This is a genomic window from Wenxinia saemankumensis (assembly GCF_900141735.1).
GTDB lineage: Bacteria > Pseudomonadota > Alphaproteobacteria > Rhodobacterales > Rhodobacteraceae > Wenxinia > Wenxinia saemankumensis.
In genome coordinates this window covers 1-20,353 of sequence record NZ_FQYO01000008.1, presented here as the reverse complement: position 1 = coordinate 20,353, position 20,353 = coordinate 1, and the positions used below count along the sequence as shown (strand labels likewise).

Genomic DNA, 20,353 nt, shown 5'->3' with positions numbered 1-20,353 from the left:
AGATTTCCGGAAAGGACCCCCATGCCCCGCATCGCAACCACCCATGTCGGCTCCCTGCCCCGCACGCAGGAGGTCGTCGACTTCATCTTTGCCCGCGAGCGCGGACAGGACTACGACCCCGCCGCCTTCGACGCGGCGATGACGCAGGCCGTCTCGGACACGGTCAAGCGGCAGGTCGAGGCCGGGGTCGGCATCGTCTCGGACGGGGAGACGTCGAAGATCAGCTACGCCACCTACGTCAAGGACCGCTATACCGGGTTCGAGGGCGACGGGCCGCGCAACGCGCCCGCCGATCTCAAGCTCTTCCCGTCCTTTCTCAAGCGGATCGCGGACGAGGGCGGCACCCCGCAATATGCCCGCCCCGAATGCACCGGCGAGGTGAGGTCGAAGGGTCAGGGCGAGCTGGAGACCGACATCTCCAACCTCAAGGCCGCGATGGCGGAGCACGGCGCGGCGCGCGGCTTCATGAACGCCGCCTCGCCGGGCGTGATCTCGCTGTTCCTGCAGAACCGCTTCTACAAGACGCGCGAGGCCTATCTCGCGGCCCTCGCCGACGCGATGAAGGCGGAATACGAGACGATCGTGGCGAGCGGCCTCGACCTGCAGCTCGACTGCCCCGACCTCGCCCTGTCGCGGCACATGCTGTTCACCGACCTCTCCGACGCGGAGTTCGTCAAGGTGGCGGCCAGCCATGTGGAGGCGCTGAACCACGCCCTGCAGGACGTGCCGGAGGAAAAGGTCCGCATCCACATCTGCTGGGGCAATTACGAGGGCCCCCATGTCTGCGACATCCCGATGGCGAAGATGTTCGACACGCTGATGAACGCGAAGGCGCGCTACGTGCTGTTCGAGACGTCGAATCCCCGGCACGGCCACGAATGGACCGTGTTCCGCGACCGCAAGGCGGACATCCCGCAGGACAAGGTGCTGGTGCCCGGCGTCGTCGACACGACCACCAACTTCGTCGAGCATCCCGAACTCATCGCCCAGCGGATCCAGCGGTTCACCGACATCGTGGGCGCGGACCGAGTGATCGCGGGCAGCGATTGCGGCTTCGGCACCTTCGCGGGCTTCGGCGCGGTCGACCCGGACATCGCCTATGCCAAGCTCGCGGCCATGGCCGAGGGTGCGCGGCTCGCATGACACCCCTTGTCCTGCTTCCGGGAATGATGTGTGATGCCCGCCTCTTCGGCCCGCAGATCGCGGCGCTGGACGGGCGGGACGTGCTGGTGCCGGCCCTCGACGGGGCGGACGACATGGGCACGCTCGCGGCGCAGGTGCTGGCGGCATCGCCTGAGCGTTTCGCCCTCGCCGGGCTGTCGATGGGCGGCATCGTGGCGATGGAGGTGATCCGCCAGGCCCCGCAGCGGGTGGAGCGGCTCGCCCTCCTCGACACCAATCCCCGCGCCGAAACTCCGGCAGTGCAGGCCCGCCGCGCCCCCCAGATCGCGGCGGCCAAGGCAGGCCGCCTGCACGAGGTGATGCGCGACGAGATGAAGCCGAACTACCTCGCCGACGGACCGGGCAGGCAGGACGTGCTCGACCTCTGCATGGCGATGGCGATGGATCTCGGCCCCGACGTCTTCGTCCGGCAATCCGTCGCCCTGCGCGACCGCCCCGACCAGCAGGAGACGCTGCGCGGGGTGACCGTTCCCACGCTGATCCTCTGCGGCGCCGAGGACGCGCTCTGCCCGGTGGAGCGGCACGAGCTGATGCACGGCCTGATACCGGGATCGACCCTCACCATCATCGACGGCGCGGGCCACCTGCCCACGCTGGAGACACCAGACGAGACCAACGCGGCGCTGCGCCGCTGGCTGGAGGCCGCATGACCCACGACACCGCGACGATCGGGCCCGACCTGCTCGCCCTGCTGCGACGGGTCGACACGCCGACGGTCTGCAACGCCATCGAGGTGGCGCAGGGAAGGCGCGGCTTCGACGCCTTCACCCGTGGCACGATGATCGCCTCGGACACGTCCCGCGCCATCGTCGGCTACGCCGTGACGGCCAGGATCGCCGCTCTGGCGCCGCCGACCGAGGCGCCCGACATCGTCCGCGCCCGCCGGATGGACTATTACCGCGCGATGGCCGAGGCGCCGAAGCCCTCCGTCGCGGTCGTGGAGGATCTCGACGGGGAACAGGCGATCGGCGCCTTCTGGGGCGAGGTCAACACGACGATCCACAAGGGCTTCGGCCTGTCCGGCACGCTGACCAACGGCGTGATGCGCGACCTCGGCGACATGGCGCCGGACTATCCGGTGATCGCCGGATCCATCGGCCCCAGCCACGGATTCGTCCATGTGCGCGAGATCGGCACGCCCGTCACGGTGTTCGGCCTGACCGTCGCCCCGGGCGATCTCGTCCATGCCGATCGGCACGGCGCGCTGGTGATCCCGCCCGAGGTGGTGGACCGGCTGGAGGGCGCCATCGCGAGGATGCAGGAGACCGAGCGGCTGGTGCTGGATCCCGCCCGCCGCGAGGGCTTCGACTTCGCTGCCTTCGAGGCCGCCTGGACGGCGTTCGAGAAGGCCCGCACGTGACGGAGGACGCATTCCGGGCCGCGCTGGCGGCGCGCGGTCTCTCCCCGACCGACAGGGACCGCGCGGCGGCGCTGGAGATTGCCCGCTACCTCGCCCGCTGCGCGCGGCTGCTGCGGGAAGCCGAGGCCGGCGATGCGTGAGCCGACCGAGCTGACGATCGCGGAGGCGGGCGCCGCGCTCCGGGGCGGGACGCTGACCGCCGAGGCGCTGACCCGCGCCCATCTGGACCTGATCGGGCGGCGGAACGAGGCGCTGAACGCCTTCACCGAGGTGACGGCGGACCGGGCGCTCGCCGCCGCGCGGCAGGCGGATGCGGACCTCTCGGCGGGGCGGGACCGCGGGCCGATGCAGGGCATCCCCTTCGCGATCAAGGACCTCATCGACCTCGACGGCGCGACCGTCGCCTGCGGCTCCCGCGGACGGGCGGGCCGCAAGGCCACCTCCACCGCCCCCGCCGTGCAGAGGCTGCTGGATGCGGGCGCGGTGCCGCTGGGCATGGTCGCGACCTACGAATACGCGCTCGTCGGCCCCTCGAGCGACGGCCCCTATCCCGCCGCTCGCAACCCGTGGAGCGCGGAGCACATCACCGGCGGCTCCTCCTCCGGCTCGGCCTCCGCCGTGGCGGGGGGGCTGGTGCGGGTGGCGCTGGGGACAGATACGGGCGGGTCGGTGCGCAGCCCCGCCGCCTATTGCGGCATCGTCGGGCTGAAGCCCACGAAGGGCACGGTGCCGACGGAGGGCGTCTTCCCGCTCTCGCCGACGCTGGACCATGTCGGCCCGCTCGCCCGGTCGGTGCCCGACGCGGCCGCGATCTTCGCGGCGCTGACGGGCGCCGCGACTCCGCGGCTGGACCGCGGCCTCGGCGGCCTGCGCATCGCCTATGCGCGCGGTTGGGCCATGTCGGAGGAGGCCGCCCCGGGGCTGCTGGAGCTGACGGACGATTCCGTCGCGGTCCTGTCGATGGAAGGGGCGCGGACCCGGATCGCCGACCTGCCGGACATCGCCCTAGCCGAGGCGGCGGGCGCGATCCTCATCCACGCCGAGGCGCTGGAAAGCCATCCCGAGCTCGCCGGGCGGGGCGACGGCTATGGCCGCATGGCCTTTCAGAGCCTGATCGCCGGTGCCGCGCTGACGGGCGAGGACGTGGCCCGCGCCCACCGGGTCGCCGTGCGGCTGCGGGCGGGCCTCGACGCGGTGCTCGAAGCGCATGACGCGATCGTCACGCCGACCACGCTCACCCCGGCGCCGCCGCTCTCGGCCTTCGCGGGCGGGCGGGCCGCCTGGACGCCGATGCGGACCCTGCCCTTCAACGTCAGCGGTCACCCTGCCCTGACGGTGCCGATGGGGTTCATCGGCGGTCTGCCGGTCGGCCTGCAGATCGTCGGCCGGCACGGCGACGAGGCCACGATCCTGCGGATCGGCGCGGCCTTCGAGGCGGCGACGGATCACGGGGCGCTGCGGCCACCCTGCCCGGCCGGCGCGGCCACGCCCCACCGCGGCGCATCCCGGCCCGATGCCGGCGGGCGGATGCAAGACGGCGAGACAGGGTCGCAGCCCGGGCGATAGGCCGGGCGGGACCGGCCGCCTAGACGCTGCACCTTCCCCGCAAACACGGATATCGGGGTCCCGGATCACCGCCCCGGATCAGCGCCCCGCTCCTCCCTTGACCCGCGACCCGCCCCGCGCGAAGACGGTCTCCGCGTCGGGCCCGTAGCACAACGGTCAGTGCAGACCGCTCATAACGGTTTGGTTGCAGGTTCGAATCCTGCCGGGCCTACGCCCCCGCTCCCGGACCGCCCCGGCAGCCTGCAACCCGGACCGCAGCCCCCTCCCTAGCGCGGCAGCACGAGATCGGCCTGCAATCCCCCGAGCGCACTCTCGCCCAGCCGCAGAATGCCGCCATGGCCGCGCGCGACGTCTGCCACGATGGCGAGGCCCAGTCCCACGCCCGAGCCGCGGTCCTGGTTCCGCGCGGGGTCGAGCCGGACGAAGGGCCGGACCGCTTGCTCACGCTGGTCCGCGGGGATGCCGGGGCCGTCATCCTCGACCCGGATGCGGACCGACCGGTCGCCGAACTGGACGGATACCTCGGCCCGGTCGCCATGGCGCAGCGCGTTGGCGACGAGGTTCGACACGGCGCGGCGGACCGCCTCGGGCCGGCAGGCGACGGCCGCCCGGTCCCCCTCGACCCCGGCGAAGCGGACCGCCCCCCCGGTCCGCGCCGCCTCCGCCACCACCGCCTCGGCCAGTTCGGCCGGGTCGGCCCGCCCGTCCGCATCCCCCGCATCGCCCCGCGCGAAGTCGAGGAAGGCGTCGATCAGCCGCTGCATCTCGTCCACGTCGCGGCGCATCGGGGCCGCCACCTCGTCCTCGAGCAGCGACAGCTCCAGCTTCAGCCGGGTGAGCGGCGTCCGCAGGTCGTGGCTGACTCCCGAGAGCATCATCGTGCGGGCCTGGGTCTGCCGCTCGATCCGCGCCCGCATGTCGAGGAAGGCCGCGCCCGCGGCGCGCACCTCGGCCGCGCCGGAGGGACGATAGGGCACGATCCGCCCGCGCCCGTACTCGCCCGCCGCCTGCGCCATCCGCGCGATCGGGCGCAGCTGGTTGCGCAGGAACAGATAGGCGATCCCCGCCATGACGGCGCCCAGCACCACGATCAGCACCAGCAGCTGGTGCGGATTGGAGGCCGAGACCCGTTCCCGCACGAATCCGACCCGCATCGTGCCCTGGGGCGTCTCGACCCACAGCGTCACGTCGCGGCTGTCGGGCATGCGGATCGCCGCGATCCCCGGCACCCGCTCGCGCAGTTCGGAGGCGACGCGGCCCGCGGTGAGGTCGTACCATCTCCAGCTGTCGCCGTCGGGCGCCGGCTCGGGCGCCGGCAGCGCCACCTCGAAGGCGAGCGCCGGGGCGAGGGTCGCGATCTCCTCCCGCGCGGCCTCCGGGCCCTCCGCCGCGGCCACGGCGCCGGCGAGATAGGCGATCTCCGCCCCGACGGCCCGGGTCATCTGCCGGGTCACGTCCTCGAAATGACGCTGCACGAAGCCGATGGAGATCGCGAGCTGGAGCGTTACGATGGGGACGAAGACGATCAGCGCCGCCCGCCCGTAGAGCGAGCGGGGCCCGCGCGCGCCGCCCAACCGGGCCCTGATCCAGCCATCCGCCATGGCGCGACGCTAGCGGCGGCACGAGGGGAGCGAAAGCCGCATGCCGGGCGATCCCGCCGCTCCGGGCCGGGCCGAGGAGGTCGCACCCGGGATCCTGCGCCTGCTGGCGCCCAATCCCTCGCCCCTCACCGGGCCGGGGACGAACACCTGGCTCGTCGGGGACGGCGATCTCGCCGTGATCGATCCCGGCCCCGCCGATCCCCGGCATCTCGAGGCGATCCTCGCGGCCGCGCGGGGCCGCCGGGTCCGAGCGGTGCTCGTCACCCACGCCCACCGCGACCATTCCGCCCTCGCCCGCCCGCTGGCCGAGCGCACGGGGGCCCCGGTCCTCGCCTTCGGCGATGCGCGCGCGGGCCGGTCGCACGCGATGGCGGCGCTGGCCGCGACCGGCGGACTCGGCGGCGGCGAAGGCGTGGACAGGGATTTCGCGCCGGACGAATGCCTCGCGGACGGCACGACGGTGAGCGGGGCCGACTGGGCGCTGCGGGCGCTGCACACGCCCGGGCACATGGGCAATCACCTGTGCTTCCTCTCCGGCCGGGCTGCCTTCACCGGGGATCTGGTGATGGGCTGGGCCTCGACGCTGATCTCGCCGCCGGACGGCGATCTCGGCGCCTTCCTGGCCTCCTGCGCAAGGCTCGCGGCCACGGGCGCCCGGCTCTTCCTCCCCGGTCACGGGGCGCCGGTCGAGGACGGCCCCGCCCGCATCGCGGACCTGATCGCCCATCGCCGGGCGCGGGAGGCGCAGATCCGCGCCGCCCTCGCCGAGGCGCCGGGAACGGCCGCCGCCCTCGCGGCCCGGATCTACGCGGACACGCCCCCCGCCCTCCTGCCCGCCGCGACGCGCAACGTCCTCGCCCACCTCCTCGCCCTGCACGAGGCCGGAGCGGCCCGCCCGGCCGGCCCGCTCGCCATCGACGTCCTCTGGCGGGCGACCTGAAGGACGAGACCAGCGGCCCCGCCGCGCCGCGCGCCGGCGCGCGCCCGCGCCCCGCGACGGCCCCCCGACATCCCTCCGTTCCGCCCCTGACCCGACGCCCCGCGCCGAAGAGGCTTTTTTGCCCCCGCACCCTCTGGACGCCCCGCCCGACCATTGCTATAGCCGCCCCGTGTTCCGGCGTAGCTCAGCGGTAGAGCAGTTGACTGTTAATCAATTGGTCGTAGGTTCGATCCCTACCGCCGGAGCCAATTCCCTCGAGTAGCCAGGAAGAGACCGGGCCTGAGCGAAGGGGCGGTGAGCCGCTTCGTCGCGGATCCACTGCTTTCGCCTGAGGCGGGCAATGCGAGGGCATCGACCTTCAAGGCCACCGGGCCTGAGAAAGCTATCCCCTTGCGTCGGCAGATCCCTGGCTCTCCCCGCGCCCAGCGGCGCCGGCGGGGGACCGGGCTTTTCGATGGACATCGCTCTCGCCCGCAGGACGGGGCGGTCGCACGGGTGCGCTGCCCGGTCCGGCTCGGTCCGCGACGGCAAGTCCTCGCGCGGGGGTCCATCTGACCCGTTCTGGTCGACCCGGGCGCCCCGCCCGCTTCACATGCTCGGGCGCCTCGTTCCGGACAGTGTCGACGACAGGCAGAACAGCAGCGCCGCCACGCAGACGATCGTCGGGCCGGTCGGCGTGTCGAGCCGGTAGGAGGCGAGCAATCCCGCCAGGGCCGACGCCATGGCCACAAGCGCGGCCAGCACCCCCATGCGCTCGGGCGTCGCCGAGAGCGGACGGACGGTGGCGGCCGGGATGATGAGAAGGGCTGTGATGAGCAGGACGCCGACGACCTTGATCGCGACCGCCACGACCAGCGCGAGAGCCAGCGTCAGGACCAGTCGCTCGCGCCAGGGGTCGATCCCGGCGGCCCGGGCCAGCCCCTCGTTCAGGGTCGCGGTGAGCAGCGCGTTCCATCGCCAGACGATCAGGGCGATCACGAGGGCGGCGCCGCACCAGATCACCGCCAGATCGGCCCGCGACACCGACAGGATGTCGCCGAAGAGGTAGGCCATCAGGTCGATCCGCACGCCCGAGAGGAAGGTGACCCCCACGAGTCCGAACGCGAGCGCGGAATGGGCCATCACGCCGAGCAGCGTGTCCATGGCGTAGCCGCGGCCCGAGATCGTCGAGACGATCGTCGCCATGACGAGGGCGACTGCCATCGCGCCGGCGAAGACCGGCAGCGAGAAGGCGAGGGACAGCGCGACGCCGAGGATCGCGGCATGGGCCGTCGCATCTCCGAAATAGGCCATCCGGCGCCATACGACGAAGCAGCCGAGCGGGGCCGCCGCGAGGGCGGTCCCGATGCCGGCCAGCGCGGCGCGCGTCATGAAATCGTCGAGCATCATTCTGCCGCGTCCCGTGGCGCCGGGGACCCATGGTCGTGACCGTGGTGGTGGCCGTGTCCGTGGCCGGGTCCATGATCATGGGTATGGCTGTGGTCGTGGTGGTGCCGGTAGAGCGCCAGCGCCCCGCGCGTGCCGTCCCCGAAGAGTCGCCGGTAATCGGGCGCGTTGGCGACGACCTCGGGCGTGCCCTCGCAACAGACATGGCCGTTCAGGCAGATAACCCGGTCGGAGGTGCTCATCACGACATGCAGGTCGTGACTGATCATCAGGACGCCGCAGCCCGTCTCGGACCGCACCTCGTCGATCCGCCGGTAGAAGGCGGCCGAGCCGGGCTGGTCGAGTCCCGCGGTCGCCTCGTCCAGGATCAGCAGGTCCGGCTCCTCGAGGATGGCCCGGGCCAGCAATGCGCGCTGGAACTGTCCGCCCGACAGCGCGGACATCTGCCGCTTTCCGATCCCGGGCACGCCGGCACGCTCCAGCGCGTCGCGCGCCCGCGCCGCCGTGACCCGCCGGGGCAGCGAGAGGAACCGCTCGACATTCATCGGCAGGGTGGGATCGAGGACCAGCCGCTGGGGGACATAGCCGATGCGCAGGCCGGGCGCGCGCTCGATCCGGCCGCCCGACAGCGGCACGCCGCCGAGGATCGCCCCGACCAGCGTCGATTTTCCCGACCCGTTCGGGCCCACGATCGTGACGATCTCCCCGGCCGACACGTGCAGATCGACGGCCTCCAGCGCGGTCGTCGCCCCGTACCGGACCGTCAGGTCAATGGCGGAGACGAGTGTGCCCGTCCGGCGCATCACGCCGCCCGGGCGCAATTGGGGCAGACGCCCTCGGCCTCGCGTACGACGCGCTCGACCGCGAATCCCGCGCTCCTCGCGACGCGATCGACCTCGCTCCGCGCCGGATCGGGCTGCGCTTCGGCGACGGAGTTGCAGACCCGGCAGATCAGGAAGACCGGGGCATGCGCACCGTCGAGATGCGAGCAGGCGATGAAGGCGTTGAGGCGTTCGATCCGGTGCGCAAAACCGTTCTTCGTCAGGAACTCGAGCGCGCGGTAGGCCACGGGCGGCTGCGAGGCGAGGCCATCGGCCCGCAGCACGTCGAGGATCTCGTAGGCGCCCATCGCCCGATGCTCGGACAGCAGGATCTCGAGAACCCGCGCCCTCGCCTTCGTCAGTTGAAGCCCGCGCTCGACGCAGATCCGTTCCACGGCGGCCACGCCGTCCGAGATGCATGCGCCGTGATCGTGCGGCTCGAATGCCTGGTCCGTCATCGCTGCCTCCTGCGCGGATGGGGTTGCTATAGTATATCGTTACGGTTACTCGAACGATATGTTATCTAATCACAGGAGCACGGGATGTCCACGAGCTTGGGAAGGGGCCTCGCCTGCAGCGCCCTTGCGATCGCCGCGGCGAGTACCGCGCCGGCGGAGGTGCCGCGCGTCGCGACCGACATCGCGCCGGTCCACGGGCTTGCCGCCCGCGTCATGGACGGCCTCGGGACTCCCGACCTCGTCGTGACCCCGGGCGCATCGCCGCACGAATACGCGATGCGTCCGTCCGAGGCGCGCGCGCTGCAGGAGGCGGATGCCGTCTTCTGGATCGGCGCCGAGCTCGAGCCGTGGCTGGAGGAGTCGATCGGGGCGCTGGCGACGGATGCGCGGGTCGTCGAGCTGCTCGATGTCGAGGGCATCACCACCCTGGAATTCCGCGAGGGCGCGACCTTCGAGGGTCACGACCATGAGCACGGCGACGACGCCGGCCACGACCACGACCACGACGCTGGGGATCACCCGGGACACGAGGACGAGGCGGAGGGCGACCACGCCCATGCCGAGGACGACCACGCCGACGGGGATCATGGCAGCGATCACGCGGAGGGGGCCGCGCACGTGGAATCGCAGGGGGACGGGGCGCATGCGGACCATGCCGTGGACGAGGATCACGACCATGCCGGTCACAGCCACGAGGGCATCGATCCCCATGCCTGGCTCGATCCCGGGAATGCCGGGATCTGGCTGGACGTGATCGCCGAGGAGCTGTCGGCGCTCGATCCCGAGAACGCGCAGACCTACCGCGACAATGCCGCGGCGGGACGTGAGGAGATCGCCGCGGCGGTCGCCGATGTCGAAGAGACGCTGTCCGCGGCCGGCGGGGTCGGCTTCGTCGTCTTCCACGACGCCTACCACTACTTCGAGAACCGGTTCGGCATCTCGGCGGCGGGGGCGATCTCGCTGAGCGACGCCTCGGACCCGAGCCCCGCCCGGATCGAGGAGGTGCAGGAGACGATCCGCGACCTCGGGGTCGCCTGCATCTACTCCGAGCCGCAATTCAGCCAGAGCCTCGTGGCCACGGTCTCGGACGGAACCGAAGCCCGGGCCGCGGTGATCGACCCTCTCGGCTTCGAGCTGGAGACGGGACCGGGTTTCTACCCGGCGCTGATCCGGTCCATCGGCGAGAGCATCGCCGGTTGCGCGTCGTCCTGACGCCCCGCCTGCCCTCCTCCCCCGCCGTTCGGGCGGGGGGCATCGGCCAGCCGACACCGGCCCGGCCCGGCACCCCGGCGGGATCGACCGGCCCGCGTCGGAGCGGGTTCCCCCGCCGGTCCCGGCCCACCATGTTCACCAGGACGATGAAGGAGCCGGTCGATTCTCCGGGCGCCGGTCCGTTTTGCCATCACGGTAACCGACGGGGCGCCAGGCGCCTCCATTGCCGCCCCGGCTGCCCCGGCTCCGTTGGCGCGCCTCCGATGCCGGAGGCGGCGCGGCAGCCGTTACCATCGGGGCGGCGACCGGCGGGGGTGGTCGGATGCCGGGGCGTCGCCCCCCCTTCCCGCGCGGCGGACCGTCCTACCAGTCGGCCACGCGGTCGCCTCCGGCGAACTGTGCGCTCGCGTCCGTATACTGGAAGAGTTCGATCTTCACGCCGTTCGGATCGTCGATCCAGGCCTGCCAGGTCTCGTCGACCGCCTTCTTGGGCTCGGTCGGCTCGATCCCCTGCGCGCGGATATGGGCGACCGCTTCGGCAAGGTCCTCGACCTCGAGGCACATGTGATTGATCTGGTTCTTCCCGCTGTATTCGGCCGAGCCGTTCTCGAACACCTCGACGAAGGTGCGGTTTCCGGCATCGAGGTAGAAGCCGAACAGACGGCCCTCGCGGGTGAAGTTGAAGACGGTCTTCATGCCGAGCACGTCCTCGTAGAAGCGGCGAGTCTCCTCGACGTCGCGCGCGAAGATGCAGACATGGGCGAGTTGCTTGAGCTTCAGGGCCATCGCGGCCTCCTGTCGTTGTCAAAAAGTTCGACCGCACGACCGGTCGCGCGGACCGGGCCGGCAGGCCATTGCAGATGGGCCGGCTTGGGGCGGCGTCACCCCAGGCCGTCGCGGAACGCGTTCAGGCCGACATCGACGCTCGACGGCGCGTCGATCCAGTCCTGCATCGCCTCTCCCGTGACCGGGTCGCGGGCAGGGATCGGCAGCATCATGATCCGCTTCGCCGCCTCTCGCGCCGCGAGGTCGTCGAGGCGGTCGCCGCGCATGTTGTCCCAGTCGCGGCCGTCGGGATAGCCGCCGACGAAGAGCACGTCGTCCCCGCCGTCGACCATCGCGTGGGACACGCCGGCCGGCATCACGACGACGTCGCCGACCTCCAGCCGGACGCGGATGCCGCCGGAGACCGACAGGTCGAGCTCGATCCAACCCCGCGCGACGCCCAGGCATTCATGGGTTGTCGAGTGGAAATGGGCGTAGTCGTAGATGCCGGGATACTCCCAGTTGTTCGTCCAGCCATTGCGGCGGAAGACGTCGCGGACCCTCCCGGCGCCACCGCCCGGGATCGCGCCGCGGTGGATCAGCAACGGAAAGCGGCTGTTGGGCACGTGCCCCTGCGGGCGCGACGTATGGCGTTCGGTCTCCATCGGATCGTCTCCTTGTCAGGCAGCCCCGGCCACGAGGCCGAGCCGCCGCATGTGGTCGGCCGAGCGTGCGGCGAAGGCCCGCCAGTCGGCGGGGTTGTCATGCTCGGCCACGACATGGGTTGCGGCGCTCGCGCGCATCGCCGGCACCAGCGCGTCCCAGTCGATGATCCCGTCGCCAGTGGCCCGCCAGCCATCCTCGGCTCCCATCCCGTCCGGGCCGGCCGTGTCCTTCAGCTGGATCGCGACGATGCGGCCCGCGTAGCGGCGCAGCTCCTCGGCCGGGTCGGCGCCGCCCCGGACGATCCAGCCGATGTCGATCTCGAACTTCACCGCATCGCCGGCGCCGAGGATGTGGTCGATGGGCCGCGTGCCGTCGGGCAGCGCCGCATATTCGAAATCGTGGTTGTGCCAGGCGACCGTCAGGCCCCGCTCCGCCGCCACGTCGGCGCCGCGGGCCAGCGTCTCGCCCACGCCGCGCCAGAAATCGGCGGTGTCCCGCCGCTCCTCCGCCGGGACGAAGGGCGGGATCAGGACACGCGCCCCCATCTCCTCGGCGATGTCGCACCAGCGCCCGGGATCGGCGGCGAGGCCGTCGAGGGGCATGTGGAAGCCGATGATCCGCATTCCCGCCGCACGGACCGCGCGGCCGAACGCGGCCGGGTCGGCCTCGTAGGCCGGCAGCCAGGGCTCGATCGCGTCGTAGCCCATCGCCGCCAGTTCGGGCAGCTGGTCCTCGAGGGGCGGGAAGTTGCGCGAGGAATAGAGCTGGTAGGCCAGGGGATAGCTCATGCGCCCTGCGGCTCCTTGTCCTTGTCGAATTCCAGCAGCTCGACCATCACGCCGAGATCCTTGACCGTGTCGTAATAGGCGTAGCGGCCGTGGCTGCCGTCGAACTCGCCACGCTGCAGCAGGCGGTGCCCCTTCTCCTCGAGATAGGCGTTGCGCTTCGTCAGGTTCCGCGTGCGGAACGCGATGTGGTGGCAGCCGGGGCCCTTCTCCTCCAGCAGGTCGCGCCAGGCGCTCTTCTCGGGGCCGGGCTGCAGGAATTCCACGTCGATGTTGCCGAAGGCGAACATGCGGATGGTGCAGCCGACCCGCGCCGGCTGGCCGTCGTAGATCGCCTGCGCCTCGTCCGGATCGGCGGCCCTGCCCTCGGGGGGCATCTCCTTGCCGGTGAGGTCGGCGAACCAGCGGGCGGATTTCTCGGCATCGTGGGTGACGAAGCAGATCTGCATCACCTCGTCCTCGTCGAGCAGTCGTTTGTCGATCATGGAAGGTCCAATCGTGGCGGCCGCAGGGGGCGGCAGGGAGTGAAGGCCGGGCGGCGATGGGAGGACGCCGCCCGGCGCAGGATCCGGGACGTCAGCCCAGGATCAGATCGTAGTTCGTCTGCATCTGCTCGATCGCCTCGTCGGCGGTCATGTCCGGGTTGCTCCAGTAGTTGAAGAGCACGTCCCAGAGCGAGGATTGCCAGTCGGCGTCGACCATCGTGTGCGGGTTCGCCACCTGGTGCTCGGGATCCTCGAGATAGCCGAGGACCGCCTGGCTGCAGGCGTCGATCTCGCCGGCCGCGTCGAGCCGGACGGGGGTGGAGCCCTTCTCGGCCGCGAACCGCGCCTGCACCTCGGGGTCGAGAACCACGGACGCGAAGTCGAGCTCGGCCGCGTCCATCTCCTCGGACTGGTCGCCGAGGATGCCCCAGGCATCGACGGTCACCGGCACGGCCATGGCGCCGGGGATCTGCATGCAGCCGAAATCCTCGCCGGCGGTCAGGCCTGCGGCGCTCCATTCGCCCTTCATCCAGTCGCCGTGGATCTGCATCAGCGCGTCGCCGGTGATGACCATGTTCGTGGTCACGTTCCAGTCGCGGTTGACCGAGCCCTCGTCGGCGGCCTGCTGGAACCGCCGCAGCCAGTCGAGCGTGAGACGCATCTCCTCGCTGTCGATCATCTCGGGGTTCACCTCGCCGCCGTAGATGGCGTTGTAGAACTCCGGTCCCGCCACGGAGGCGGCGATGGCATGGGCGAGATAGCCGATCTGCCATTGCTGCGCGCCCAGCGCGATGGGGACCACGCCCGCCTCGCGGATCGTGTCGAAGTCGGCGAACATGTCCTCGAGGCTGCCCCAGCTCTCGGGGTCGACGCCGACCTGCTCGGCCACGTCCATGTTGTAGTAGACCATGCCGTCGATATGGATCGCGGTCGGGATCTTCATGATCTCGCCGTCGACGGTGATGCTCTCGATCACCGACGAGGGCAGATGCTCGAGATAGCCGTTCTCCTCGTACCAGTCGGTCAGGGGCCGGGCGAGCCCCATGTCGGCCAGATCCCGGTAGAAGCCGGGGCTGGATTCGAGGAAGACGTTCGGCGGGTTGCCTCCCGTCACGAGGTTCAGCAGGCTCACGTTCGATCCGGTATCGTGCGGGATCGCGATGTCGGTCCAGGTGTGGCCCATCGCCTCGAAATCGTCCTTGAGGACGTTCAGCGCCGCCACTTCCGGCCCCGAGGACCAGTTGTGGAAGACGATCACGTCCTCGGCCATGGCAGCCGGGGCGAGGGCCGTGCCGCAGAGCAACGCCGCGGCGAGGCCGGTCAGTCGGGTCTTGGTCGTCATCTTGGGTCTCCTCCCTTTCGATGAAGTCACCGCCGCCCCGCCCGGGGCGGCACCGATCGTCAGAGCCGCTCTCCCGAAGCGGCGTCGAACAGGTTCGCCTTTCCCCTCGGGAAGGCCACGCTGATGGTGTCGCCGGGGCGCAGGCGGGCGGCGTCGCCCGGTTCCACCCGGTGCGAGAGAAGGCCGTCGCCCCAGTGCAGGTAGCCGGTCGCGTCCGATCCCGTCCGCTCGGTATGCTGCAGCGGCAGCTCGAAGCGCCCCGCCGCCCCGTCCAGCGGCGCGTTCGGGGCGCCGAAATGCTCTGGCCGCAGGCCGATCACGATCGGCGCGCCCTCTTGCGGCGCGCGGGCGAAGGCGTAATCGTCGAGGGCGATGCGCTCGCCGGTGTCGAACACGCCGGCCACCCCCCCGTCCGCCTTGGCGATGCGGCCCTGCCGCAGGTTCATCGCCGGCGCGCCGATGAAGCCCGCGACGAAGAGGTTGGCGGGCCTCTCGTAGACCTCGTCCGGAGTGCCGAACTGCTGGATGACCCCGCCGTTCATCACCGCGATGCGCGTCGCCATCGTCATCGCCTCGATCTGGTCGTGGGTGACGTAGACGACCGTTGGGTTCAGCTCGTCGTGGAGGCGCATGATCTCGAGCCGCATCTCGGTCCGCAGCTTGGCGTCGAGATTCGAGAGCGGCTCGTCGAAGAGCAGCACGTCCGCGTGCTTGACCAGCGCCCGGCCGATGGCGACGCGCTGGCGCTGCCCGCCCGAGAGCTGGCTCGGCCGGCGGTCCATCAGCGGCTCGATCTGCAGCAGCTTGGCCGCCCAGTCGACCCGGCGGGCCACCTCCTCGCGCGGCAGCTTCGCCGCCGACAGCCCGAACTTGAGGTTCCCGCGCACCGACTTCGTCGGGTAGAGCGCGTAGGACTGGAACACCATCGCCAGCCCCCGGTCCTTGGGGTCGAGGTCGGTGACGTCGCGGTCCCCGATCATGATCCGGCCGTCGGTCACGTCGGTCAGCCCGGCGAGAAGGTTGAGCAGCGTGGTCTTGCCGCAGCCCGACGGGCCGAGCAGGACCAGGAACTCGCCATGCTCGACGCTGAGATTGAGGTCGTCCAGGACGTTCAGCCCGCCATAGGACTTGACGATATGCTCGAAGGAAACGCGGGGCATCGGTCTATCCCTTGATGGCGCCGGCCGTGATGCCGGCGACGAAGAACTTGCCCACCATGAAGTAGATGACGAGCGGGGGGATCGCGGTCAGCAGCGCGGCCGCCATGTCGACGTTGTAGGTGGCGGTGCCGGTGGAGACGGTGACCATGTTGGCCAGGTTCACGGTCATCGGCTGGGTGTTGAACCCGCCGAAGGTCACGCCGACGAGATAGTCGTTCCAGACGTTGGTGATCTGCAGGATCAGCACGACGATCAGGATGTTGCCCGACATCGGCAGGATGATCTCGACGAAGATCTTCCAGAACGATCCCGAATCCATGATCGCGGCGTTCATGATCTCGCGCGGGATGTCCTTGTAGAAGTTGCGGAAGATCAGCGTCAGCACCGGCATCGCCATGACCGAATGGACGACCGCCACCCCCATGATCGTCCCGTACACCCCCATCGTCCGGGTGATCGCGATCAGCGGGAACATGATGATCTGCAGCGGCACGAAGGCGCAGAGGAACAGCAGGAACAGGAAGGTCCCCGCCCATCGCACCTCCCACAGGGCCAGGGCGTAGCCCGTCACCATGGCGAGGCTGATGGACAGGATCAGCGACGGCACCAGGATGCGGACGGAATTCCAGAAGCCGACCTTCAGCCCCTCGCAGGTGATGCCCGAGCAGGCCTCGTTCCAGGCGAAGTTCCAGGCCTCGAAGGTCCAGGTCTCCGGCAGGGCGAAGATCTGGCCCTGGCGGATCTCCTCCATCGTCTTCAGCGAGGTCGTCAGGACCACGTAGAGCGGCACGCAGAAGAAGAGCGCGCACATGGTCAGGAAGACGAGGACGGCGATCGACCGGCCGGTCAGGCCCCGGCGGCGGCGGGCGCGGGCCCGGCCGCGGATGACGGTGGCGCCGGCGGCGGCCTCGGTGACGTCGAGCTGGGTCATTGCGCCTCTCTCCGGCGGTTCTGCCAGGCGGTGAGCAGCACCAGCGGCAGGAAGACGAGCAGCGTGATCCCCAGCATCATCACCGCCGCGGCGCTGGCATAGCCGAGATTCTGCTTCTGGCTCAGCGCGTTGATCACGAAGTAGGCCGGCACCCAGGTGGATTGCCCCGGCCCCCCGTTCGTCATGGCCAGGACGATGTCGTAGGCCTTGATCACGCCGAGCGAGAGCAGGATCGCGCAGGTCAGGAAGGTGAACTTCATCATCGGGATGATGATCTCGATGTAGAGGCGCGGCAGGCTCACGCCGTCGAGACGGGCGGCCGACCAGATCTCGGAATTGATCGACTTCAGCCCCGCGATCATCAGCGCCATGTAGAATCCCGAGGATTGCCAGATCGACGCGAGGATGATCGCGTACATCGCCGTGTCGCCCTGGGCGAGCCAGTTGAAGTCGACGCCCGTCCAGCCCCAGCGGTGCAGCGTCGCCTCGAGCCCCATCGTGGGGTTGAGGATCCAGCGCCAGGCCACGCCGGTCACGATCAGCGACACCGCGAGCGGATAGAGGAAGACGGTGCGGAACAGCGCCTCGCCGCGCTTCTCGCGGTCGATCATCGCGGCCAGGACGAAGCCGAACACGATGGCAAGCGCCGAGCCGAGCCCCAGCGTGATGAGGTTCCACAGCGCGGTGGACCAGCCCGCGTCCTGGAACAGCCGGTCGTATTGCCGGGTCCATTCGGTCCAGTCGATGGCGTAGTCCGGCACCCGGCGGGACCGGGTGAAGGACAGGTAGATCGTCCACAGGATCGACCCGACGAACGCGACTGCCGTCACCGCCAGGGCGGGCGTCAGCGCGATCTGCGGGGCGATCCGCGTCCAGCGGATCGTCATGGCTCCTCCCTCGTGCCGGGCCCTCCTCGGCCCCGCACCGCAACGCTCGTGCCGCGTTGTATTAACGTTAATACTGAGGTAGGATTCGCGATGCGTCAACAGCAAATGCGGGCCGCGGCGCGGCCCCGCGCGGGGAGGACGACGGATGCAGGGAACGGACATGCCGCGGCTGGGCTTCGGCACCTACGACCGCAAGGGCGACGAGGGGATCGACGCCATCGGCTGCGCGCTCGAGACGGGCTATCGCCATCTCGATACCGCGCAGGATTACGGGACCGAGGCCGAGGTCGGCGCGGCGATCCGCCGGTCCGGACTGCCGCGCGACGAGGTGTTCGTCACCACCAAGGTGACGCCCGCCAACTTCGGACCCGGCGCGCTCGTCCCCTCCCTCGAGCGCAGCTGCGAGACGCTGGGCCTCGACCATGTCGACCTCGCCCTGATCCACTGGCCGGCCCCGAACGGCGAGCGGCCGCTCTCCGACTACATCCCGCAACTGGCAGAAGCGCGCGCGCGCGGTCTCGCCCGCCATATCGGCGTGTCGAACTTTACCACCGCGCTCCTGGACGAGGCGCTGGACATCCTCGGCGGGGTGCCGATCCTCACCAATCAGGTCGAGCTCAATCCCCTCTTCCGCAATCGGACGCTGGCCGATCACTGCACCGCCCGCGGCGTCATCGTCACCTGCTACCAGCCGATCGCCCATGGCCGGATCGGCGAGGATCCGGTGATGCGGCAGATCGCCGAAACGCATGGGGCCACCCCCGAACAGATCGCGCTCGCCTTCGAGCTGTCGCGCGGCTACGCGGCCATTCCGACATCCGGCAAGGCCGAGCGGATCAGGTCGAACTTCCGGGCGCTAGACATTCAGCTGTCCGAAGGTGAGATAGACCGGATCGAGGGGCTCGACCGGGGCCAGCGCAGCATCGACCCGGATTGGGGGCCCGACTGGGACTGACCCCCGCGGCAGGGGGATCCAGGTGGCGACACTCAAGGACATCGCGGAGCGGACCGGGGTCTCGGTCAACACGGTCTCGCTGGCGCTGCGCGGGTCCCCCCGCGTCGGGCAGAGCACCCGCGAGCGCATCCTCGAATCCGCGCGCGCCCTCGACTACACGCCGAACCATGCCGCCCAGGCGCTTGTCACGCGGCGCAACATGACCGTGGGCCTGCTGCTGACCGACATGACGAGTCCCGTCCTGACCCAGGTCGCCCAGAAACTCGAGATCGAGCTGAAGGCCAGGGGCTACGTCACCCTCCTCGCCGCCTCCAACGGCGACGGCGCCGAGGAGGAGCGGGCGCTCGCGACCTTCCGGTCGCGGCAGGTGGACGGGGTGCTCGTCTATCCCAATCACCGCCGTCACCTCGACGGGATCCGCCGGCTCGCCGCCTCCGGCATGCCGGTCGTCCTGCTGGCCGGCAAGGAGGTCGAGGGGCTCGACGTCGTGACCATCGACGAGCAGCACGGCAGCGCCCTGGCGGCGCGGCACCTGATCGCCCTCGGACACGAGCGCATCGGCCTGATCGACAGCGACCGCGCCACGGGCAATTCCGAGAAGATCGACGGCTACCGGCAGGCCCTGGGAGAGGCCGGCATCGCCATCGACCCCGCGCTGATCGTCGGCCCCGGCGGCCACGGGATCTCGCAGGGATACGCGGCGATGGGGCAGCTGATGACGCTGCCCGATCCGCCCACCGCGGTCCTCGCCTCCACCGACCGGATCGCGATGGGCGGCCTGCGCTGGTGCCAGGAGAACGGCATCGACGTCCCCTCCGAGGTCTCGGTCTTCGGCTACGACAACGTCGAATACGCCGAGGCGGCGGCGCCCCCGCTCTCGAGCGTGAACTACCCGGCGGAGGACATCGCGCAGGCGGCCGCCGGCCTCATCATCGAGCGGATCGACTCGGGCACGGATGCAGGGCGGCGGATCGTTCTCAAGCCCGAGCTGGTGATCCGGAGCAGCATCGCCGCTCGGCGGGGCCACACCGGCAACCGTCCCGCCTGAGGCGCGCCGAGGCCGGACGGGCCCCTTCCCGGGCCGGGGGATCGGGCCCGGGCCGAGACCCGAACGGATCGAAATACCCCCCCCCCCGGTGAGCCGTCACCGGCACGCCCGGCCCGGCGGTGCCCCGGGCTCCTGCCGTCCCCAGATGGATCGTGTCGGCCCCGCGGGTGCGCATGCCTCGCGCCCTCCCGCGCCCGACCGCCGGGAAGTCGCCAGCCGCCCGCAGGGCTGTCATATGCCCCACTTGCCGGCGCTCGCTTGTCCGTAAGCCCACTGCCGCCCGCTCAGGCCCGTCCGCCCTGCCGCGCCGCCGCCCTCGTTCCGCCCCGGCGGATGATGATAAGCCCCGACAGGACGATCAGCGCCGAGCCGACCAGCATCGGCCAGCCCGGGCTCTCGCCGAAGAGCGCGATGCCGAGGCCCGCGCCGAAGGGCAGGCGCAGGTAGCGGAACGGGGTGACGGCCGAGACGTCGCCGGTCCGCATCGCGCGCATCAGTGCCGAATAGGCGAAGGCGCCGATCAGCGCCGCCCCCATGAGGCAGGCGGCGGCGGCCCCGCCGGGGTGCACCGGCGGCGTCCCCTCCCAGGCCCAGACAAGGGCCCCCGCGGCCAGCACCGCGACGAAGCCCCAGAAGCCCAGAACCGGCACGGCGAGCGAGCGCGGCGCCGCCCGGCTGGCCAGGTCGCGGCCGGCGAAACCGATCATCCCCAGCACCGCCAGGATCGACAGCGCCGAGAAGTCGCCCGTCCCCGGCCGCACGATCACCAGCACGCCCGCCAGCCCCAGCGCGACCGCGCCCCA

At 70.9% G+C, this 20,353-nt stretch carries 22 protein-coding genes and 2 tRNA genes; 11 read left to right on the top strand and 13 right to left on the bottom strand.

The window, feature by feature from the left end; genetic code table 11:
* Window positions 1-21 precede the first annotated feature (21 nt).
* The 6 genes from BUE30_RS16665 to BUE30_RS16645 all read left to right on the top strand — a co-directional run bounded on the left by BUE30_RS16665 (window position 22) and on the right by BUE30_RS16645 (window position 4,319).
* Window positions 22-1,143 (top strand): cobalamin-independent methionine synthase II family protein, encoded by a 1,122-nt coding sequence (locus BUE30_RS16665; protein WP_073334173.1) that lies wholly within the window; start codon window positions 22-24, stop codon window positions 1,141-1,143.
* Window positions 1,140-1,832, top strand: a complete 693-nt coding sequence (locus tag BUE30_RS16660) for an alpha/beta fold hydrolase (protein WP_073334171.1) — start codon at window positions 1,140-1,142, stop codon at window positions 1,830-1,832. The genes BUE30_RS16665 and BUE30_RS16660 overlap by 4 nt, the downstream gene beginning before the upstream one ends.
* Window positions 1,829-2,542, top strand: coding sequence for an RraA family protein (locus BUE30_RS16655; protein ID WP_073334170.1), 714 nt, complete (start codon window positions 1,829-1,831; stop codon window positions 2,540-2,542). Before BUE30_RS16660 ends, BUE30_RS16655 begins: the two co-directional genes overlap by 4 nt.
* Entirely contained in the window at window positions 2,539-2,682 is a 144-nt protein-coding gene (locus BUE30_RS17900) for a hypothetical protein (protein ID WP_170865667.1), read from the top strand. Before BUE30_RS16655 ends, BUE30_RS17900 begins: the two co-directional genes overlap by 4 nt.
* Window positions 2,675-4,108 carry an amidase gene (locus BUE30_RS16650; protein WP_083601454.1) on the top strand — a complete coding sequence of 478 codons (1,434 nt, stop codon included), beginning with the start codon at window positions 2,675-2,677 and terminating at the stop codon, window positions 4,106-4,108. Before BUE30_RS17900 ends, BUE30_RS16650 begins: the two co-directional genes overlap by 8 nt.
* A gap of 138 nt (window positions 4,109-4,246) precedes the next feature.
* A tRNA-Ile gene (locus BUE30_RS16645) sits at window positions 4,247-4,319 on the top strand.
* A gap of 55 nt (window positions 4,320-4,374) precedes the next feature.
* Here BUE30_RS16645 and BUE30_RS16640 read toward each other — a convergent pair.
* Entirely contained in the window at window positions 4,375-5,709 is a 1,335-nt protein-coding gene (locus tag BUE30_RS16640; RefSeq protein WP_073334169.1) for an ATP-binding protein, read from the bottom strand.
* 40 nt (window positions 5,710-5,749) lie between these two features.
* Between BUE30_RS16640 and BUE30_RS16635 the strand changes: the two genes are divergently transcribed.
* Both BUE30_RS16635 and BUE30_RS16630 read left to right on the top strand, forming a co-directional pair.
* On the top strand, window positions 5,750-6,649 hold the full coding sequence (locus BUE30_RS16635) for an MBL fold metallo-hydrolase (protein WP_073334168.1): 900 nt from the start codon (window positions 5,750-5,752) through the stop codon (window positions 6,647-6,649).
* Window positions 6,650-6,822: 173 nt separating this feature from the next.
* A tRNA-Asn gene (locus BUE30_RS16630) sits at window positions 6,823-6,897 on the top strand.
* A 340-nt stretch (window positions 6,898-7,237) separates the two neighbouring features.
* On the opposite strand, the gene BUE30_RS16625 is transcribed toward BUE30_RS16630, so the two are convergent.
* Genes BUE30_RS16625 through BUE30_RS16615 form a run of 3 tightly spaced genes read right to left on the bottom strand, consistent with a single transcriptional unit; the run spans window position 7,238 to window position 9,314 of the window.
* On the bottom strand, window positions 7,238-8,035 hold the full coding sequence (locus tag BUE30_RS16625) for a metal ABC transporter permease (RefSeq protein WP_073334248.1): 798 nt from the start codon (window positions 8,033-8,035) through the stop codon (window positions 7,238-7,240).
* Window positions 8,035-8,838, bottom strand: a complete 804-nt coding sequence (locus tag BUE30_RS16620; RefSeq protein WP_073334251.1) for a metal ABC transporter ATP-binding protein — start codon at window positions 8,836-8,838, stop codon at window positions 8,035-8,037. Before BUE30_RS16620 ends, BUE30_RS16625 begins: the two co-directional genes overlap by 1 nt.
* Window positions 8,838-9,314, bottom strand: coding sequence for a transcriptional repressor (locus BUE30_RS16615; RefSeq protein ID WP_073334167.1), 477 nt, complete (start codon window positions 9,312-9,314; stop codon window positions 8,838-8,840). Before BUE30_RS16615 ends, BUE30_RS16620 begins: the two co-directional genes overlap by 1 nt.
* Window positions 9,315-9,398: 84 nt before the next feature.
* On the opposite strand from BUE30_RS16615, the gene BUE30_RS16610 reads away from it, so the two are divergent.
* Window positions 9,399-10,526, top strand: a complete 1,128-nt coding sequence (locus tag BUE30_RS16610) for a zinc ABC transporter substrate-binding protein (RefSeq protein WP_073334166.1) — start codon at window positions 9,399-9,401, stop codon at window positions 10,524-10,526.
* A 363-nt stretch (window positions 10,527-10,889) separates the two neighbouring features.
* Here the strand turns inward: BUE30_RS16610 and BUE30_RS16605 are convergent, their stop codons facing one another.
* The 8 genes from BUE30_RS16605 to BUE30_RS16570 form a co-directional block, all read right to left on the bottom strand.
* Entirely contained in the window at window positions 10,890-11,312 is a 423-nt protein-coding gene (locus BUE30_RS16605; RefSeq protein WP_073334163.1) for a VOC family protein, read from the bottom strand.
* Window positions 11,313-11,407: 95 nt separating this feature from the next.
* Window positions 11,408-11,956, bottom strand: a complete 549-nt coding sequence (locus BUE30_RS16600; RefSeq protein WP_073334160.1) for a hypothetical protein — start codon at window positions 11,954-11,956, stop codon at window positions 11,408-11,410.
* A 15-nt stretch (window positions 11,957-11,971) separates the two neighbouring features.
* Window positions 11,972-12,745: a sugar phosphate isomerase/epimerase family protein gene (locus BUE30_RS16595; protein WP_073334157.1), complete on the bottom strand. Its 774-nt coding sequence runs from the start codon at window positions 12,743-12,745 to the stop codon at window positions 11,972-11,974.
* Window positions 12,742-13,227, bottom strand: coding sequence for a VOC family protein (locus BUE30_RS16590; RefSeq protein WP_244526396.1), 486 nt, complete (start codon window positions 13,225-13,227; stop codon window positions 12,742-12,744). Before BUE30_RS16590 ends, BUE30_RS16595 begins: the two co-directional genes overlap by 4 nt.
* 91 nt (window positions 13,228-13,318) lie before the next feature.
* The gene (locus BUE30_RS16585) at window positions 13,319-14,569 is read right to left on the bottom strand and encodes an ABC transporter substrate-binding protein (RefSeq protein WP_073334155.1); all 1,251 of its coding nucleotides are present in this window, start codon (window positions 14,567-14,569) and stop codon (window positions 13,319-13,321) included.
* A gap of 59 nt (window positions 14,570-14,628) precedes the next feature.
* Window positions 14,629-15,729 (bottom strand): ABC transporter ATP-binding protein, encoded by a 1,101-nt coding sequence (locus BUE30_RS16580; RefSeq protein WP_073334152.1) that lies wholly within the window; start codon window positions 15,727-15,729, stop codon window positions 14,629-14,631.
* 4 nt (window positions 15,730-15,733) lie between these two features.
* Complete coding sequence (locus BUE30_RS16575; protein ID WP_073334149.1) at window positions 15,734-16,660, bottom strand: carbohydrate ABC transporter permease; 927 nt, start codon at window positions 16,658-16,660, stop codon at window positions 15,734-15,736.
* Window positions 16,657-17,547: a carbohydrate ABC transporter permease gene (locus tag BUE30_RS16570; RefSeq protein ID WP_073334146.1), complete on the bottom strand. Its 891-nt coding sequence runs from the start codon at window positions 17,545-17,547 to the stop codon at window positions 16,657-16,659. Before BUE30_RS16570 ends, BUE30_RS16575 begins: the two co-directional genes overlap by 4 nt.
* 145 nt (window positions 17,548-17,692) lie before the next feature.
* Between BUE30_RS16570 and BUE30_RS16565 the strand changes: the two genes are divergently transcribed.
* The gene (locus tag BUE30_RS16565) at window positions 17,693-18,502 is read left to right on the top strand and encodes an aldo/keto reductase (RefSeq protein ID WP_073334143.1); all 810 of its coding nucleotides are present in this window, start codon (window positions 17,693-17,695) and stop codon (window positions 18,500-18,502) included.
* A 22-nt stretch (window positions 18,503-18,524) separates the two neighbouring features.
* Window positions 18,525-19,550: a LacI family DNA-binding transcriptional regulator gene (locus tag BUE30_RS16560; protein ID WP_073334140.1), complete on the top strand. Its 1,026-nt coding sequence runs from the start codon at window positions 18,525-18,527 to the stop codon at window positions 19,548-19,550.
* A 284-nt stretch (window positions 19,551-19,834) separates the two neighbouring features.
* Here BUE30_RS16560 and BUE30_RS16555 read toward each other — a convergent pair.
* On the bottom strand, window positions 19,835-20,353 hold a 519-nt coding region (locus BUE30_RS16555), incomplete at its 5' end, for a DMT family transporter (RefSeq protein WP_139300603.1).